The 16578-nt window shown below is 61.7% G+C and carries 15 protein-coding genes and 1 riboswitch; of the genes, 6 read left to right on the top strand and 9 right to left on the bottom strand.

The window, feature by feature from the left end:
* Positions 1-55 precede the first annotated feature (55 nt).
* From QYQ93_RS03365 to QYQ93_RS03340, 6 genes are all read right to left on the bottom strand, one after another.
* Positions 56-1051, bottom strand: a complete 996-nt coding sequence (locus QYQ93_RS03365; RefSeq protein ID WP_338476332.1) for an esterase-like activity of phytase family protein — start codon at positions 1049-1051, stop codon at positions 56-58.
* Positions 1051-2955: a DNA topoisomerase IV subunit B gene (parE, locus tag QYQ93_RS03360; protein ID WP_043047903.1), complete on the bottom strand. Its 1905-nt coding sequence runs from the start codon at positions 2953-2955 to the stop codon at positions 1051-1053. The genes QYQ93_RS03365 and parE overlap by 1 nt, the downstream gene beginning before the upstream one ends.
* Before the next feature lie 44 nt (positions 2956-2999).
* Entirely contained in the window at positions 3000-3608 is a 609-nt protein-coding gene (locus QYQ93_RS03355) for a YqiA/YcfP family alpha/beta fold hydrolase (RefSeq protein WP_043047904.1), read from the bottom strand.
* 202 nt (positions 3609-3810) lie between these two features.
* Complete coding sequence (cpdA, locus tag QYQ93_RS03350; RefSeq protein ID WP_338476331.1) at positions 3811-4626, bottom strand: 3',5'-cyclic-AMP phosphodiesterase; 816 nt, start codon at positions 4624-4626, stop codon at positions 3811-3813.
* A gap of 98 nt (positions 4627-4724) precedes the next feature.
* Positions 4725-5174, bottom strand: coding sequence for a DUF1249 domain-containing protein (locus QYQ93_RS03345; RefSeq protein ID WP_338476330.1), 450 nt, complete (start codon positions 5172-5174; stop codon positions 4725-4727).
* A complete protein-coding gene (locus QYQ93_RS03340; protein WP_043047909.1) occupies positions 5165-5782 on the bottom strand; it encodes an NUDIX domain-containing protein in 618 nt (205 codons plus the stop codon). The genes QYQ93_RS03345 and QYQ93_RS03340 overlap by 10 nt, the downstream gene beginning before the upstream one ends.
* Positions 5783-5973: 191 nt before the next feature.
* Between QYQ93_RS03340 and QYQ93_RS03335 the strand changes: the two genes are divergently transcribed.
* Positions 5974-6720, top strand: a complete 747-nt coding sequence (locus QYQ93_RS03335) for an RsiV family protein (RefSeq protein WP_043047911.1) — start codon at positions 5974-5976, stop codon at positions 6718-6720.
* Between the two features lie 155 nt (positions 6721-6875).
* On the opposite strand, the gene thiC is transcribed toward QYQ93_RS03335, so the two are convergent.
* Positions 6876-8765: a phosphomethylpyrimidine synthase ThiC gene (gene thiC / locus QYQ93_RS03330; RefSeq protein WP_043047912.1), complete on the bottom strand. Its 1890-nt coding sequence runs from the start codon at positions 8763-8765 to the stop codon at positions 6876-6878.
* 149 nt (positions 8766-8914) lie between these two features.
* Positions 8915-9020, bottom strand: a riboswitch (TPP riboswitch).
* A 196-nt stretch (positions 9021-9216) separates the two neighbouring features.
* Between thiC and QYQ93_RS03325 the strand changes: the two genes are divergently transcribed.
* A complete protein-coding gene (locus QYQ93_RS03325) occupies positions 9217-10656 on the top strand; it encodes a TolC family outer membrane protein (protein ID WP_043047914.1) in 1440 nt (479 codons plus the stop codon).
* A gap of 124 nt (positions 10657-10780) precedes the next feature.
* On the opposite strand, the gene waaA is transcribed toward QYQ93_RS03325, so the two are convergent.
* Entirely contained in the window at positions 10781-12058 is a 1278-nt protein-coding gene (gene waaA / locus QYQ93_RS03320) for a lipid IV(A) 3-deoxy-D-manno-octulosonic acid transferase (protein ID WP_338476328.1), read from the bottom strand.
* A gap of 23 nt (positions 12059-12081) precedes the next feature.
* A complete protein-coding gene (locus QYQ93_RS03315) occupies positions 12082-12972 on the bottom strand; it encodes a LysR family transcriptional regulator (protein ID WP_043047918.1) in 891 nt (296 codons plus the stop codon).
* 199 nt (positions 12973-13171) lie between these two features.
* Here QYQ93_RS03315 and QYQ93_RS03310 point away from each other — a divergent pair, with 199 nt between their 5' ends.
* The 4 genes from QYQ93_RS03310 to QYQ93_RS03295 are packed head-to-tail and all read left to right on the top strand — an operon-like array spanning position 13172 to position 16548.
* A complete protein-coding gene (locus QYQ93_RS03310) occupies positions 13172-13507 on the top strand; it encodes a DMT family transporter (RefSeq protein WP_043047919.1) in 336 nt (111 codons plus the stop codon).
* Positions 13508-13562: 55 nt separating this feature from the next.
* Entirely contained in the window at positions 13563-14738 is a 1176-nt protein-coding gene (locus tag QYQ93_RS03305) for an NAD(P)/FAD-dependent oxidoreductase (RefSeq protein ID WP_338476327.1), read from the top strand.
* Positions 14735-15547: an aldo/keto reductase gene (locus QYQ93_RS03300; protein WP_124376008.1), complete on the top strand. Its 813-nt coding sequence runs from the start codon at positions 14735-14737 to the stop codon at positions 15545-15547. The genes QYQ93_RS03305 and QYQ93_RS03300 overlap by 4 nt, the downstream gene beginning before the upstream one ends.
* 41 nt (positions 15548-15588) lie before the next feature.
* Positions 15589-16548, top strand: a complete 960-nt coding sequence (locus QYQ93_RS03295) for a hypothetical protein (RefSeq protein WP_043047922.1) — start codon at positions 15589-15591, stop codon at positions 16546-16548.
* The last annotated feature ends 30 nt before the right edge of the window (positions 16549-16578 follow it).

Below are 16578 nucleotides of genomic sequence, written 5' to 3'. Positions count from 1 at the left end.
GGGTAACGCGCAGCGGAACTGCCGCTGCGCCGGGTCAATGCAAAAAAAGCAGGGCTCATGGCTGGGCGCTCCAGCCACCGTCAGGCGCGGCGAAACGATAGACCATAGGGCGTTTTTCACCATCGGCGCGAGGGCCGAAATTATTGTCGATACCGATCCACGCGCCGTCGGCATCCACCACCAGGGCTTCGGCCAGCCCATAAGGTTGTGCATAACGTCGCGGCGGCGTGAGCATCTCGTCGACAAACGACCAGCACAGCTCGACTTTGGCCGTGAGCGTATCGCGCCGGCAAATCTGGAACGCATTGCGCTCCAGGGTAAACAGCTTGCCGTTGAACAGCGCCAGGTCGGCAAAGTCCTTGGACACCGCCTTGGCGTTGGTGAATTGCGCCGGTTGCACTTCTTGGCCGGCCTCGCTCAACAACACGCAGGCACCGTCGCAATCCCATACGCTCTGGCCACGCTTGATCGAAATCAAGCCGCGGCGTTCACGCTCGGCGGCCAGCCAGACCTGATTGCCTTCGGGGTTCACCGCCAGGCCTTCGAACAAGGCATTGAAGTGCAGCAACATGCCACTGGCCCGTGCTTCGCGCACCATGCCAGGGGCAATTTTCAACCATTCGGGCGCGCCAGTCGCCGGGACCTGCAACACCGCCGCATGGGCTTCGCTGACAATGTAGCGATTCCCCAAGGCATCACAGCTGATACCTTCAAAATCCAGGTCACCGCCGCGAATGAACGAAGCGGCCTTGGTGCGCGAACGCAAGCCCCAAGGCAGACCGGACTCGGGCACGGGTGGCACGTCGATCTGCACCGCTTGGGCGTTCCAGGTCGGCGCGCCGGTATCCAGCCGGTAGATCTGGTCGTCATCCCGGTCAGAAACCGTCCACAGTTCCTTGCCGCACAACGCCAGGCCCGACAGGTTGCCGCCGCGCATGCCGTCCACGGGGTGCTCGGACACCAGCTTGAGTTCCGCCACGGACGCGGCAACCACCTGGGTGGCCGCCAGCCCGCTCAACATCAGGATCGCCAGGGCGAAGCCTGTGCGCATCAGCCCAGAACCTCAGCCAGGTTGCCTTTGGACTCCAGCCAGGCCTTGCGATCCGGTGCACGCTTCTTCGCCAGCAGCATGTCCATCATTTCCGACGTGCCGGCGAAATCTTCCAGGGTCAACTGCACCAGGCGCCGGGTGTTCGGGTCCATGGTGGTTTCGCGCAGCTGCGGCGGGTTCATCTCACCCAGGCCCTTGAATCGCGTGACCTGAGGCTTACCGCGTTTCTTCTCGGCCACCAGGCGATCAAGGATGCCATCGCGCTCGGCTTCGTCCAGGGCGTAGAAAATTTCCTTGCCCAGGTCGATGCGATACAGCGGCGGCATGGCGACGTAGACGTGACCGGCATCCACCAACGGACGGAAATGCTGGACGAACAACGCGCACAGCAAGGTGGCGATGTGCAGGCCGTCGGAGTCGGCGTCGGCGAGGATGCAGATCTTGCCGTAGCGCAGTTGGCTCATGTCCGCTGCGCCCGGGTCGACCCCGATGGCCACGGCGATGTTATGCACTTCCTGGCTGGCCAGCACTTCGCTGCCGTCGACTTCCCAGGTATTGAGGATCTTGCCGCGCAGCGGCAGGATCGCCTGGAATTCCTTGTCCCGCGCTTGCTTGGCGGAACCACCGGCTGAATCACCTTCGACCAGGAACAGCTCGGAGCGCATCGGGTCCTGCCCGGCGCAATCGGCCAGCTTGCCCGGCAATGCCGGGCCCTGGGTAATGCGCTTGCGCTCGACCTTCTTGCTGGCCTTCAAGCGCCGGCCGGCGTTGTTGATCGCCAGCTCAGCCAGGGCCAGGCCCAATTCCGGGTGTTCGTTGAGCCACAGGCTGAAAGCGTCCTTGACCACACCGGAGACAAACGCTGCCGCTTCACGGGACGACAGACGCTCCTTGGTCTGGCCGGAAAATTGCGGCTCCTGCATCTTCATCGACAGCACGAACGCGATGCGCTCCCACACGTCTTCCGGCGCCAGCTTGACGCCACGCGGCAACAGGCTGCGGTATTCACAGAATTCGCGCATGGCGTCCAGCAAACCCTGGCGCAAACCGTTGACGTGGGTGCCGCCCTGGGCGGTGGGGATCAGGTTGACGTAGCTTTCCTGCACGCTGTCGCCACCTTCGGGCAACCACAGCAGCGCCCAGTCGACGGCTTCCTTATTACCCGCCAGGCTGCCACAGAACGGCTCGTTGGGCAGGCGTTCGAACTCGCTGACAGAGTCTTCGAGATACGAGCGCAGGCCGTCTTCGTAGTGCCACTCGACCTTCTCGCCGGTGCCTTTGTCTTCAAAGCTGACCAGCAGCCCTGGACACAGCACGGCCTTGGCCTTGAGCACATGCTTGAGGCGGCTGATGGAGAATTTCGGCGAATCGAAGTATTTCGGGTCCGGGGCGAAGTACACGCTGGTGCCGGTGTTGCGCTTGCCAACAGTGCCGACCACTTCCAGGTCGGTGGCTTTATAGCCATCGGCGAAGGTCATCTGGTACTCGTTGCCGTCGCGCTTGACCTTGACCCGCACCTGGGTCGACAGCGCGTTGACCACGGAGATACCCACACCGTGCAAGCCACCGGAAAACTGGTAATTCTTGTTGGAGAACTTGCCACCAGCGTGCAGCTTGGTCAGGATCAGCTCGACACCCGATACACCCTCTTCAGGGTGAATGTCCACCGGCATGCCGCGACCATCGTCGGACACTTCCAGGGAATGGTCGGCATGGAGGATGACCTGTACCGACTTGGCGTGCCCGGCCAGGGCTTCGTCGACGCTGTTGTCGATGACTTCCTGGGCAAGGTGGTTCGGCCGACTGGTGTCGGTGTACATACCGGGACGTTTACGCACCGGGTCGAGGCCCGAGAGGACTTCGATGGCGTCGGCGTTATAAGAGCTAGCGCTGGGAGTGGCCATGGGGTCTCGTCGTGAGTCGTTCAATTAAAAAGTGACCTGCGATTCTACAGTGACGAAAAATCGAAGGATTGATACTGATCTGCGCCAATACCGGCAAAGCTCAACAATGCCGGCAATTGCTCGGCGAACCCCTGGTAACCATGGTCGCCACCGGCCTGGATGCGCAAGGCACAGGCCCGGTAATACTGTTGGGCGAGGCGATAATCCAGGGTTTCATCCCCGGTCTGCAACCACACCTGATAACGCGCCGCATCCTGGGGTGCCGGTACTTCAAGTTCGGCCAATGCCGCAACGTGATCGTGGGTCAACTCCCAGGTCTCATCGGTGTAGAGGTTCTTCTGGGTGCCCAGGTAACCGTCGAACATCCGATGGGGGCTGACCGCCGGGTTGACCAGCAACGCCTTGAGACCATGGCGTTCGGCGAGATGGGTTGCATAGTAGCCGCCGAGTGAGCTGCCGACCAGCAGCGGCCGCCCCAGTTGGTCAATCGCCTGCTCCAATTGCGGAATAGCCTGACGCGGGTGGTGATGCAGGGCCGGCACACGCAGTTGCTCGGCCAGGCCGAGGGCGCCCATCACGGTGATCAGCTGACTGGCCTTGTTGGAGGCCGGGGCACTGTTGAAACCGTGGATATACAGGATCGAAGCGGACATGCCGGGCTCTCCGTGCGTGGGCCAAAGAGGCGCAGTTTACAGGGATCGGAGTGAGGTGTGAGCACCCGATCTTCCAGACACCGCAGAACCCATGTGGGAGGGGGCTTGCTCCCGATGGCGGTGTGTCGGCCCCAATAGCTGTGGCTGACCCACCGCCATCGGGAGCAAGCCCCCTCCCACATTTGCTCAGTGTTTGCAGGTCTTAATAGCCGTTGCTGCCGTAGTCGACGGTAAACGCGAAGTCCCGAAGCCGCTCCACCCCAGTCTCCAACCGTCCGTCGGCATGCAAGCGCAGCCAGCGATACCCCGGCGCTTGCTCGCTGACCTGGAAGTCCTCGCTGCCCGGCGCGAACTGGATACAGGTGGAAGGCGAGGCCAGCAACCGCAACCCGTTGCGCTCGCGGTCGATCTCTTGGTGCACGTGCCCCCAGAGCAGCGCCCGCGCTTGCGGGAAGCGGTCCAGTACGGCAAACAGCGCCTCGGGATTGCGCAGGCCGATAGGCTCCATCCAGGCACAACCGATAGACACTGGATGATGGTGCAGGCACACCAGATGATGGCGGTTCGGCGCTTCGCTCAGGGCCTGGGCAAGCAGCTGCAGTTGCTGGTCCTGCAGGTAGCCCGGCACCGAGCCGGGTACGGCCGAGTCCAACAGGGTAATGCGCCAGTTGCCGATATCCACCACAGGCTCGAGCAAATCACTGTGCACGGCCGCCAGGGCCATGATCTGCGGCTCGTCGTGATTGCCCGGGATCCAGCGCGCCGGCGCGCCAATCGCCCGGGTCATGTCGCGAAATTGCTGGTAGGACTCAAGCGTGCCGTCCTGGGACAGGTCACCGGTGGCCAGCACCAGATCGATCCGCGGCTGTTGCTCGCGCACCAACTCGATCACCCGCTGCAAGCTGGCGCGGGTATTCATGCCCAGCAGGGCTGTGCCTTCCTCGGCGAACAAATGGCTGTCGGACAGCTGCACCAACAACACGCTGGCGTCGGGGTTCACGTTGGATACGCTCGGCAAGGCGCTCTCCCAAGGCAATCACTGGAATGGATAGGTGGCGCGATTATGCTAGGGCAGGACACAAAGAGGAAAGCTGGGTAAGCAGACGCAGTTCACATCTACCGCACGACCTCAACCTCATGACCCAACGCCAGGCAGTGGCTCAGCCATTCCCCGAGGAACACATTGAGCTGTGCTTTCTCGTCGGGTTGGTGCATGAACACATTCGGGTAAGGATAGATGCTGCGAAAGCGTCGCGCATGCTCGGCGCTGATCACTTCGGCCATACGCGCATCGTGGTATACCTGCACTTCCAGTTGCGGCACCGGCAGCCAAGGCAGACTGTGCTCCTGGCGCACGCGCAGCGTAGTGGTGTAGGGACAGGTGAGGATGACCTCCAGCGCCAGCACGCCGAGCATCTGGTCGCCGTGGGTCACAGCAATGCGCCGCGCCTCGGGGGTGTGGCGCATGTCCGGGAGCAGGCGCATCAGCCGCGCATAGTTGGCTTCGCAGGCGGCTTGCAGCCCGATCAGGTCAACTCGGTAACGCTCCCGTGCCTTTACTGCCATAACCCCCTCACTTCCGCGCGATTAAGCGCAAGCCACTGCAGGGCGATAATGCTGGCTGCATTGGAAATCTTACCGTCGCGCACCGCTTGCAAGGCATCTTCGAACGCCCAGGCGGTAACGCGGATATCTTCTGCTTCTTCTTCCAGTCCATGGACGCCGCCAGCGCCCGAGCTGTCGCAACGGCCCAGGTACAGATGGACAAATTCGGTACTGCCGCCGGGCGACGGGAAATACTTGGTGATCGGCCAAAGCGCGGAGAATGTCAGCCCAGCTTCCTCCTCGGCCTCGCGGTGTGCAACTTCCTCCGGTTGCTCGTCCTTGTCAATCAGGCCGGCGACCATCTCCACCAGCCACGGATTACCGGCGCGCCCCATGGCACCGACGCGGAACTGTTCGATCAGCACCACCTCATCACGTTGCGGGTCGTAGGGCAGCACGCACACAGCATCATGACGCACGAAGACTTCGCGGTTGATCACCCGGCTCATGCCGCCATCGAACTTCTCGTGGCGCAACTGCACGCGATCGAGCTTGTAGAAGCCCTGGTAGGCATTGTCGCGCTGAACGATCTCGATCTTGTTCGGCGCGGACTTCGCGATGTCCGTCATGTTTTCCTCGTTATGCTGATGCAATTGCCGCCATCCTAACGCGCCGATGCCCGTTGATGCAGCCCCTTTCCAGTTGCCGGGACAGGCGGCGGACGTCAAACTCACACGATCAAGCTTAGTGGCGAACTGACTGCCGCGCCGGTAGTCGAAGATCCACGAATTTCGCTCTTATCGATGGACGAAGAACATACATGTCGCTTTTAAAAATCGCCTCCGTGGCTTGTATCGCATTGACTCTCGGCGCCTGCCAGAGCCTGTTCCAACCCAGTTATCGCACGCCGCTGGAAGGCGTCCGTGACGCCACCGAGCAAAGCAAGCCGGGTTGCGCCAGCGCCGATTGCCCACTGGTCAATATCGACACCGTGCACTTTGCCAAGGAGCCCAAGCTAGACGCCTTGATCGAACAGCGCCTGCTGGAGATGACCCGCACCAATGCGAGCGACCCGCTGCCGTCGAGCCTGGAAGCCTACCGCGAGCAGTTCCTGCAAACCGCGGCGCCCCACAACAGCATGTATTTGCAGGCCAAGGTACGCGAGCAGCATGACGGCTTGGTGATCATCGAACTGTCCAGCTACCTGGACCAGGGCGCCACCCATGGCGAACCAGGCCGCGGGTTCATCAACTATTCGCGCCAGCAGCACAAGGCCCTGACACTTACCGATATGCTGTTGCCGGGCAAGGAAGACGCGTTCTGGAAAGCTGCCCAGGTCAGCCACAACAGCTGGCAGATCAGCACGCGCCTGAGCCTGGAGCCGGAATTCGTGAAAAGCTACCCGTTCCAGAAAACCCCGAACGTGGCGTTGACTTCCAGTGCCGTGACCCTCAAGTACCCCACCGCCACCATCGCCCCCTATGCCCTGGGCCACGTCGAGTTGCAGATTCCTTACTCGCGCCTGGAAGGCATCCTCAGGCCTGAACTGGTACCCGCGCGCCGCTGAACGCTCGTCCCAGGATGAATTCGCGATGTCCGGCGAATAAGTGCTGGGTTGAATGTTCAAGGGAGGGGTGACCTGCAAGAGGCATGTGTTGCTTGGGAAATGGCTATCGGGGGGCAAGCCCCCGATAAGCCTCTTACAAGGTATCTGAATCCGGATCAGACCTTCTTGTACAGCTGGCTACCTTCCTGCTTGAACCGTTGCGCCTGCTCCGCCAAGCCCTTGGCCACATCCACATCCACCGCCTCAATGCGCTGGTTGGCGGCGTATTCGCGTACTTCCTGGGTGATTTTCATCGAGCAGAACTTCGGCCCGCACATGGAGCAAAAATGCGCGACCTTGGCCGAATCCTTAGGCAGGGTTTCATCGTGGTAGGAACGTGCAGTGTCCGGGTCCAGGCCTAGGTTGAACTGGTCCTCCCAACGGAACTCGAAGCGCGCCTTGCTCAGCGCGTTATCACGGATTTGCGCGCCTGGGTGGCCTTTCGCAAGATCGGCGGCGTGCGCGGCGATCTTGTAGGTGATGATCCCCGTCTTTACATCATCCTTGTTCGGCAAACCCAGGTGTTCCTTGGGCGTGACGTAGCAAAGCATGGCGCAACCGAACCAGCCGATCATCGCCGCACCGATACCCGAAGTGATGTGGTCATAGCCCGGTGCGATGTCGGTGGTCAGCGGGCCGAGGGTGTAGAACGGCGCCTCGTCGCAGCACTCCAGTTGCTTGTCCATGTTCTCCTTGATCAGTTGCATCGGCACGTGGCCAGGGCCTTCGATCATGGTTTGTACGTCGTGCTTCCAGGCGATTTTGGTCAGCTCGCCCAGGGTCTCCAGCTCGCCGAACTGTGCGGCATCGTTGGCGTCGGCAATCGACCCCGGGCGCAGGCCGTCACCCAGGGAGAAACTGACGTCGTAGGCCTTCATGATTTCGCAGATTTCGTCGAAATGCGTGTAAGTGAAGTTCTCTTTGTGGTGCGCCAGGCACCACTTGGCCATGATCGAGCCGCCACGGGACACAATGCCGGTCACACGCTTGGCGGTCAGCGGCACATAGCGCAGCAGCACGCCGGCGTGGATGGTGAAATAGTCGACGCCCTGCTCGGCCTGTTCGATCAGGGTGTCGCGGAACAGCTCCCAGGTCAGGTCTTCGGCGGCGCCACCGACTTTTTCCAGGGCCTGATAGATCGGCACCGTACCGATCGGCACCGGCGAGTTACGGATGATCCACTCGCGGGTTTCATGGATATGCTTGCCGGTCGACAGGTCCATCACGGTGTCCGAACCCCAGCGAATACCCCAAGTCAGTTTCGCCACTTCTTCCTCGATGGACGAACCCAGGGCGCTGTTACCAATATTGCCGTTGATCTTCACCAGGAAGTTACGCCCGATGATCATGGGTTCCAGTTCGGTGTGGTTGATGTTGGCCGGAATGATCGCGCGGCCGCGGGCGATCTCCTCGCGCACAAATTCCGGGGTAATGATTTTCGGCACGCTGGCGCCGAAGCTGTGACCGGCGTGCTGCTGATCCAACAGGCCGCTGGCGCGGGCTTCTTCCAACTTCATGTTTTCGCGGATGGCGACGTATTCCATCTCGGCGGTGATGATGCCCTTGCGCGCGTAGTGCATCTGCGTGACGTTGGCGCCGGCCTTGGCGCGACGCGGGTTCTTCACGTGGGCGAAGCGCAAGGCAGTCAGTTCGGCATCGCTCAAGCGTTGCTGGCCAAAGTGCGAACTCAGGCCCGACAGGCGCTCGGTGTCACCACGAGCCTCGATCCACGGCGAGCGCACATCCCCCAGGCCCTTGCGCACGTCGATGATGACGTTGGGGTCGGTATAAGGGCCGGAGGTGTCGTAGACGACCACGGGGGCGTTGATTTCACCGCCGAAATCGGTGGGGGTCACATCCAGGCTGATTTCGCGCATCGGCACGCGGATATCCGGGCGAGTGCCTTGTACGTAGATTTTTTGCGAGCGGGTAAACGGCTGCACGGAGCCGGAGTCGACCTTGGCCGATTCACTCAGGTGCACGGTATTTTTTAGTTTTGTCGTCATCACGGGCTCTCCAACTTATCCAGGCGGTGGATTTTTGTCGGAGCGAACCTGTGACGGATGGACGCACTGGAACCAGTGCTGTGCTCGGTACTCGAGGGCTGTTCGATGGTCGAACAACATCCCGGACGAAGCACAAGAGGACTCGCCGGGTGACGAGAAATCTTGTTCCCTACGCAGGCGTTAACCTGATCAGGTTCAACGGGATCCGGTATTTACCGATCTCAGCCTTCCAACAAGGCACCCCGACAAGAACTCGGCCAGTCTAGACCATGGCATGGGCAAATTGCCAATAGCGGTGCATTCAGCGTGATGAATGGCGTGATCGTGGGATTGTTGTGCCGTGATCCGGCCACTACACTCGGGCACTGCCTCAAGGCTTGACGCCAGGAATGGCCAGCCTTAGCCTTGAGCGCTAAATTATCGCCGTAATATTTAAACTAGGGATCGCCTCATGCTGCGCAAACTCTCACTGGCTCTTGCCGTGTCTTGTGCGACCAATGGAATGGTCTGGGCAGCAGAAGCGCCCTTGTCCACCAACACCGACCTGGTCAGCGTCTATCAGGAAGCGGCGCACAACAACGCCGACCTGGCCGCTGCCCGCGCCCAATACGGCGCGCAAAAAGAAGTAGTGCCCCAGGCTCGTGCCGGCTTGCTGCCAAACCTGTCGGCCGGTGCCGATAGCAATAACGTGCGCACCCAGATCGACCAGCCGGCCGCCACGGCCAACCGCGACGCCCACTCCTGGCGCGCCACGCTGAGCCAGCCGCTGTTCCGCGCCGATCGCTGGTTCCAGCTGCAGGCGGCTGAAGCCGTCAACGAGCAAGCGTCGCTGCAATTGTCGGCCACTGAACAGAACCTGATCCTGCAAAGCGCCGAGAGCTACTTCGCCGTGCTGCGTGCCCAGGACAACCTGGCCTCGACCAAGGCCGAAGAAAATGCCTTCAAGCGCCAGCTCGACCAGTCCAACGAACGTTTTGACGTGGGCCTGTCGGACAAGACCGACGTACTGCAATCCCAGGCCAGCTATGACACGGCCCGGGCCAACCGTATCGTTGCCCAGCGCCAGGTAGATGACGCCTTCGAAGCGTTGATCACCCTGACCAATCGCCAATACAACTCGATCCAGGGCATCGTCCACACGCTGCCAGTGCTACCGCCGGCACCGAACGACGCCAAGGCCTGGGTCGAAACGGCCGGTCGCCAGAACCTCAACCTGCTGGCCAGCAACTACGCGGTGACCGCCGCCGAAGAAACCCTGCGCCAGCGCAAGGCCGGGCACCTGCCGACCCTCGACGCCGTCGCGCAATACGAAAAAGGTGACAACGACGCCCTGGGTTTCAGCAACCCGAATCAGTTGCCCATCCCGTACGGCGGTGATGTGTCGCAACGCACCATCGGCCTGCGCCTGAACATCCCGATCTACAGCGGCGGGCTTACCAGTTCGCAAGTGCGTGAATCCTATTCACGCCTGGACCAGAGCGAGCAACAACGCGAAGGCCTGCGCCGCCAGGTGGTGGAAAACACCCGTAACCTGCACCGTGCGGTGAATACCGATGTGGAACAGGTCCAGGCACGCCGCCAGTCGATCATCTCCAACCAGAGCGCGGTGGAAGCCACGGAGATCGGCTATCAGGTGGGCACGCGCAACATCGTTGACGTGCTGGATGCACAGCGCCAGCTTTACTCCTCGGTGCGCAACTACAACAACAGCCGCTATGACTACATCCTCGACAACCTGCGCTTGAAGCAGGCGGCGGGCACCCTGAACCCAGGGGACTTGCAAGACCTGGCGCGCTACCTCAAGGCAGACTACAACCCGGACAAGGACTTCCTGCCACCGGATTTGGCCAAGGCCGCCGCCGAGCAGCTCAAGGCCCGCCCGGGTTATTAATCACACTGCAAAAACCAATGTGGGAGGGGGCTTGCTCCCGATAGCGCTGTGTCAGTCGCCCAACAGGTTGGCTGACCCACTGCCATCGGGAGCAGGCCCCCTCCCACATTTGATGGGTGGTGGGTCAGTGAGCGATCAATCTTTCCAAACCGTCCAAAAGGCGTTTTAACGCACCCTGATTGGCCTGCATCACTTTCAACCCCGCCTGCGCCATCCTGCGCGCATCCTGCGGCAGCTCGAACAGCTGCCTCACCGCTTCGGCCAGACCTTCTGCGTCATCCACCTCGCGCAACGCCCCCGCGTCACGCATCATCGCGGTGATGTCGAGGAAGTTGAATACGTGGGGTCCCATGATCACCGGCTTACCCAACGCCGCCGGCTCCAGCGGATTGTGCCCCCCCGTCGGCACCAGGCTACCGCCGACAAAGGCGCTGTCGGCCAAGCCGTAGAGGAACAGTAATTCACCCATGGTGTCGCCAAGCAAAATCGAGGTTTGCGCGTTGACCGCCTCGCCACTGGAGCGGCGCACCGTGGCAAAGCCCTGCTGCACGCAACGCTCAAATGTTGGGCCAAAGCGCTCCTGATGACGCGGAACCAGAATCAGCAATGCGTTGGGGTAGCTGGCGAGCAATTGTCGATGGGCTGCAAGCACCACTTCATCTTCGCCTTCGTGGGTACTGGCTGCGATCCACACTGGCCGCTCACTGGCGCCCCATTGTTCACGCAACGCGGCGGAGCGTTCCGGCAATTGCGGATCGATGCTCAGGTCGAATTTGATCGAGCCGGTAACCTCCACCGTTTCAGGACGCGCACCAAGACTGCGAAATCGTTCGGCTTCGGTTTCAGTCTGCACAGCGAACAGGCTCATTTGCGAGAGCATCGGCTCAGTCAGCTTGGCGAAACGCGCATACCCCTTGGCCGAACGCGCCGACAATCGCGCATTGGCCAGCGCCACCGGGATACCGCGCTGGGCACAGGCATGAATATGGTTGGGCCAGAGTTCCGTCTCCATGATCACTGCCAGCTTGGGCTGCACGTGATCAAGAAATCGCTTGGCGGCGCAAGGCAAGTCGTAAGGCAAGTAGCAGTGCTGGATGCGCGGCTCGTTGGCGAACAGTGCCTGGATCCGCTCAGAACCGGTGGGCGTCATGCAGGTGACGGTGATCGGCAGCTGTGGATAACGCGCCAGCAAACCACGAACCATCGGCGCGGCGGCAATGCTTTCGCCCACCGACACGGCATGCACCCAGATCCCGCCGGGACGCATCACCGGCAAGCCATAGGAAAACCGTTCGCCCACACGCTTGGCATAGGCCGGCGCCTTGCGCGCACGCAACCATAAACGTAAGGCCACCAACGGCAGCGCCAGGTAAAACAGACAGCTATAGAGAGTTCTATTCATGGCGGCGGAGTTTATCGGCTTTTTCAGTCGATCGCCTGCAAGCACTCGGCAAAACGTTTGGCCAGGAAGCGGGCCGCGGGCCCAAGGTGTTCATCGCGGCGCCACACCAGCTCCACCACCAGCGCCGGCGGCGTCCATTCGCTGGCCAACTCGACCATCTGTTGTTGATAGGTCGGGTATTGCACGATATGCCGAGGCAACCAGGCCCAGCCCAGGCCGCTCATCAGCCATTCGGCGAGTACGTAGAAACTGTCGGCGCGCCACACCAGCGGGCTGGCCGCCTCGCTGCCGGGGTAAACGCTGGTCTGGGTCGACATCAGCAACTGCCGAAACTGCGCCAGATGCTGGCACGTCACGTACTGTTCCTGGGCCAGCGGGTGATTCACCCCGCACACCGTGACCATTTCCACACTGCCCACCACCCGTCGTTCCAGGGCCTCGGGGATCTGATCGTGATAGAACAACAGCCCCAGGTCCGCCTTGCGCTCCACCAACTTGCGCGCCACGTCGCCCTGGGCGGCGCTGGACAGCTGCACTTCCAGCAGCGGGTAGTGCACCGCCAGTGCCTCGAGGCTATCGAGCACCGGCTGGAACAACATCGCCTCATCCTGGGCCAGGCGCAGGCAGGCTTCCTCACCGCGGGTCAAGGACAGCGCCCGGCCATTGAGGCGCTCACACTGGCGCAGCACTTCACGCGCCTCCTCCAGCAACACGCTACCGGCCTCGGTCAAGCTAGGCTGGCGGCCACTGCTACGCTCGAACAGGCTCACGCCCAGGTCCGCTTCCAGCAACGCGATGCCATTGCTGATCGCCGATTGCGCCTTGCGCTGATCACGGGCGACGGCCGAGAACGAACGCCGCTCGGCGACGCTGACAAACAGGCGCATCTGTTCCAGGTTCCACTGCACGCTCATGGCTCAACCCATCTCCAATCCAGATAGGTAATGACTTTACCGCATCTGGCAAACAACTAGAATGCCGACCACTGTAGGAGCGAGCTTGCTCGCGAAAAACGCACAGGCAACGCGTCTAACTGCAATCCCTGCGTTTTCGTTAACGCTTTTCGCGAGCAAGCTCGCTCCTACAGATTTTGAAACTACCGAGGACTTTCCCATGAATGCCGCCTACGTTTACCTGGCCATTGCCATTTGCTCGGAAGTGGTTGCGACCGTCTCCATGAAAGCCGTCAAGGGCTTGAGCACACCGATCCCGCTGTTGTTGATGATTGTGGGTTATGGCGTCGCGTTCTGGATGCTCACCCTGGTGGTGCGCACCGTGCCGGTGGGGATAGCCTATGCGGTCTGGGCAGGGCTGGGGATTGTGATGGTCAGCGTCGCAGCGTTGTTCATCTATGGGCAGAAGCTGGATGTCCCGGCGATGCTGGGCATGGGCCTGATTGTGCTGGGCGTGGTGGTGATTCAGCTGTTCTCGAAAACCGTGGGGCACTGACCGCCACTCAACAGCCTGTATACTGCGCCTCTTGTCTTGAACACTGAGGTCGCCGATGCCATCCGTTATTTCCACCGACGTTCTGATTGTCGGCGCCGGGGTTGCCGGCCTCTGGCTCAACGCACGCCTGCGCAGCCAGGGGTTCTCTACGTTAGTGGTGGAAAGCGCCACCCTGGGTGGCGGGCAAAGCGTGAAATCCCAGGGGATCATCCACGGCGGCGCGAAATACGCCCTGCACGGCGCCCTCACCGGCGCCTCCGAAGCCATCGCCGATATGCCGCGCCGCTGGCGGGAAGCCCTGGCGGGTACCGGTGAGCTGGACCTGTCCGGCGTACGCGTACTGTCCCAAGCCCATTACCTGTGGTCCCCCGGCACCCTCGCCGGCAACCTCACCAGCTTCTTCGCCAGCAAGGCCGTGCGCGGCCGCGTCGATCAGGTCAAGGGCGACGAGTTGCCCGCGGCCCTGCAAGACCGTCGTTTCAAGGGCAAGGTTTATCGCCTGGCGGAATTGGTGGTGGACGTACCGAGCCTGATTGAACGCCTGGCGCAACTGGCGGGTGACGGCTTGCTTGCCGGTCAGCACATTGAACCCCTGTTTGAGGACGGCACTCTGGCGGGCTTGAAAGTCGACGGCCGCGAGATCCGTGCCCAGCGCATCGTGTTGAGTGCCGGCGGCGGTACCGCCGATGTGCTCGCGACCCTGGGCCTGAGCCAGCCAGCCATGCAAAAACGTCCTCTGCATATGATTATCGCCAAGGGCCCGGGCCTCAAACCCCTGTATGCCCATTGCCTGGGCGGCGGCACCAAGCCGCGCATCACTGTGACGACACACCCGGCGGCCGACGGCAACTGGGTGTGGTACCTCGGCGGCGATATTGCCGAGGCTGACGGCGTGGCACGCACACCAGAAGAACAGATCGCCACCGCACAGAAAGAGCTGGCGCAACTGCTGCCCTGGATCGACATGAGCCAGACCCGGTGGGCAACCCTGCGGGTGGACCGCGCCGAACCGCTGCAATCGGGGCTGACCCGCCCCGATAACGCCTTCCTCGCCGACGACGGCCGCCTGTTGGTCGGTTGGCCGACCAAGCTGGCCCTGGCGCCGGACTTCGCCGATCGAGTCCTGCACGCCCTGGAACGCGACGGCATCCGCCCTGGCGCCAGCGCGCCGCTGCCCGACCTGCCAAAACCGACTATCGGCCAACCTGCCTGGGAGCAACTGTTGCCATGAGCCTGCTAACCCTTCACGACTTTCATCGCCCCTTGGGCAACACCGGTCTGCGGGTGTCGCCATTGGGCCTGGGCACCGTCAAGCTGGGCCGCGACCAAGGGGTGAAATACCCCAGCGGTTTCCAGATCCCCAGCGACGAAGCGGCACGCAGGCTACTGCTCCTGGCCCGCTCGCTGGGCATCAACCTGATCGACACCGCACCGGCCTACGGCATGAGCGAAGAGCGCCTGGGCCCGTTATTGCGCGGGCAACGCAAGAACTGGGTAATTGTCAGCAAGGTCGGCGAAGAATTTGCCAATGGCCTGTCCCGGCACGATTTCAGCGCGGACCATACGCGGATGTCGATTGAACGCAGCCTGAAACGCCTTGAAACGGATTTTATCGACCTGGTGCTGGTGCATTCCGATGGCAACGACTTGCATATCCTCAACGATTGCGAGGTTTACCAGACCCTGGCGGAGCTGAAAAAAGACGGCAAGATTCGCGCTTTCGGTTTTTCCGGCAAGACCGTCGAAGGCGGTGTAAAAGCGTTGGAACAGGGTGATTGCGCGATGGTCACCTACAACCTCAACGAGCAGGCCGAAAAAGCCGTGATCGATTATGCAGCAGCCCATGGCAAAGGCATCCTGGTGAAAAAAGCCCTGGCCAGCGGCCACGTGTGCCTGGAGCCAGGAATGGATCCAATTGATGCCAGTTTCAAGCTGTTGTTTGCGCAAACGGGCGTCGCCAGTGCTATTGTCGGGACCATTAATCCGCTGCACCTGGCCCATAACGCGGCGACCGCTGCCCGGGTCATCCGTCAACTCTGATGCCGCCCACGCGGCCGACCCCGTCGCACAAAGGAGCCGACATGCCGCGTACGCTCATAAGAAAGAACCCCAGTAACTTCAAGACACTGCCGCTGCACGTAGAAGCCACCCCCGAAGGCCTGAGCTACCAGAGCGTCGGCATGCCGCTCAACTTTGCCCAGACCCTGCAACGACGCAAGCCAGTCGAGGTGCCGGACGCCGAACGCTTCGCCCTGGAACTGGCGAACCTCGGCGTTTCGGTACGCCTGACCCTGCATTGGCAGAACAAGGATTATTGGGTACTGGTGCGCCAACGCCGCCAGGACCGTGGCGATGTGGTGCTCAAGCTGATCTCCGGCTACGTCCCGGCCCATGAACTGAACCTGCCACTGCACACTGCCATCCAGGAAATTGCCGAGGAATGCCTGCTCGAAACTCCGGAAGGCTGGCTCGGCGGACGTTTCAACGACACCTGGCTGCCGGCGCCCTACTCCGCCGCCCTGCATTACCGCGAAGCCCTGCCGTTCCGCCTGAGCCCCTTGTCCGGCGCCGCTCGCCCGGTACGCTGCGCCACCACCCAACTGATCGAACGCCCGCGAGCCTACGTGCACCTGCCGACGGCGTCACTGCAGTTGATTTATGACCTGCGCCTGGAAGTGCCGAAGGAGGCCAAGTCCCTCAGCTTGTTCCATGTGGATGAGCGCCTCGAAGGCGACCAACTGGTGGCGCGCCTGGACCGCCAGCGCCCGGACCTGTACCTGATGCCATTGAAAGACGGCGAGCCGCTCGCTGAGCTGTACACCGTAAAGAAAGACCAGCTGTACCCGGCCAGCACACGCGGCTTGTACCTGGCGGAAAGCTTCGCCCGGCAGGAAGGCTGGCTGGTGCGCGATGAGCGGATTCGCTGGAAAGATTGGCTAAGGCAGCAGGGTTTGGCAGAGCCGGAAAAGGACTCCAAGCTCAAGCGCCTGACCGGCAAGGCGCGGCAGATGCTGCGCAAGATCGTACCGAAGAAGAGCTAGGGGCGAGCAGGCTCGCCCCGGGCGTCACGG

Origin of the sequence: Pseudomonas khavaziana, from assembly GCF_036704165.1 — a bacterium.
GTDB classification, from domain to species: Bacteria; Pseudomonadota; Gammaproteobacteria; order Pseudomonadales; family Pseudomonadaceae; genus Aquipseudomonas; species Aquipseudomonas khavaziana.
This window is presented reverse-complemented; position numbering and strand designations above follow the sequence as displayed.

What these genes read in the sequence shown, in the direction of transcription:
- QYQ93_RS03315 (WP_043047918.1), bottom strand. Translation starts at nt 12,972, where the DNA reads ATGAGCGTGCAGTGGAACCTGGAACAGATGCGCCTGTTTGTCAGCGTC.
- QYQ93_RS03355 (WP_043047904.1), bottom strand. Translation starts at nt 3,608, where the DNA reads ATGTCCGCTTCGATCCTGTATATCCACGGTTTCAACAGTGCCCCGGCC.
- QYQ93_RS03305 (WP_338476327.1), top strand. Translation starts at nt 13,563, where the DNA reads ATGCCATCCGTTATTTCCACCGACGTTCTGATTGTCGGCGCCGGGGTT.
- QYQ93_RS03365 (WP_338476332.1), bottom strand. Translation starts at nt 1,051, where the DNA reads ATGCGCACAGGCTTCGCCCTGGCGATCCTGATGTTGAGCGGGCTGGCG.
- QYQ93_RS03300 (WP_124376008.1), top strand. Translation starts at nt 14,735, where the DNA reads ATGAGCCTGCTAACCCTTCACGACTTTCATCGCCCCTTGGGCAACACC.
- thiC (WP_043047912.1), bottom strand. Translation starts at nt 8,765, where the DNA reads ATGACGACAAAACTAAAAAATACCGTGCACCTGAGTGAATCGGCCAAG.
- QYQ93_RS03295 (WP_043047922.1), top strand. Translation starts at nt 15,589, where the DNA reads ATGCCGCGTACGCTCATAAGAAAGAACCCCAGTAACTTCAAGACACTG.
- waaA (WP_338476328.1), bottom strand. Translation starts at nt 12,058, where the DNA reads ATGAATAGAACTCTCTATAGCTGTCTGTTTTACCTGGCGCTGCCGTTG.
- parE (WP_043047903.1), bottom strand. Translation starts at nt 2,955, where the DNA reads ATGGCCACTCCCAGCGCTAGCTCTTATAACGCCGACGCCATCGAAGTC.
- QYQ93_RS03340 (WP_043047909.1), bottom strand. Translation starts at nt 5,782, where the DNA reads ATGACGGACATCGCGAAGTCCGCGCCGAACAAGATCGAGATCGTTCAG.
- QYQ93_RS03310 (WP_043047919.1), top strand. Translation starts at nt 13,172, where the DNA reads ATGAATGCCGCCTACGTTTACCTGGCCATTGCCATTTGCTCGGAAGTG.
- QYQ93_RS03335 (WP_043047911.1), top strand. Translation starts at nt 5,974, where the DNA reads ATGTCGCTTTTAAAAATCGCCTCCGTGGCTTGTATCGCATTGACTCTC.
- QYQ93_RS03345 (WP_338476330.1), bottom strand. Translation starts at nt 5,174, where the DNA reads ATGGCAGTAAAGGCACGGGAGCGTTACCGAGTTGACCTGATCGGGCTG.
- QYQ93_RS03325 (WP_043047914.1), top strand. Translation starts at nt 9,217, where the DNA reads ATGCTGCGCAAACTCTCACTGGCTCTTGCCGTGTCTTGTGCGACCAAT.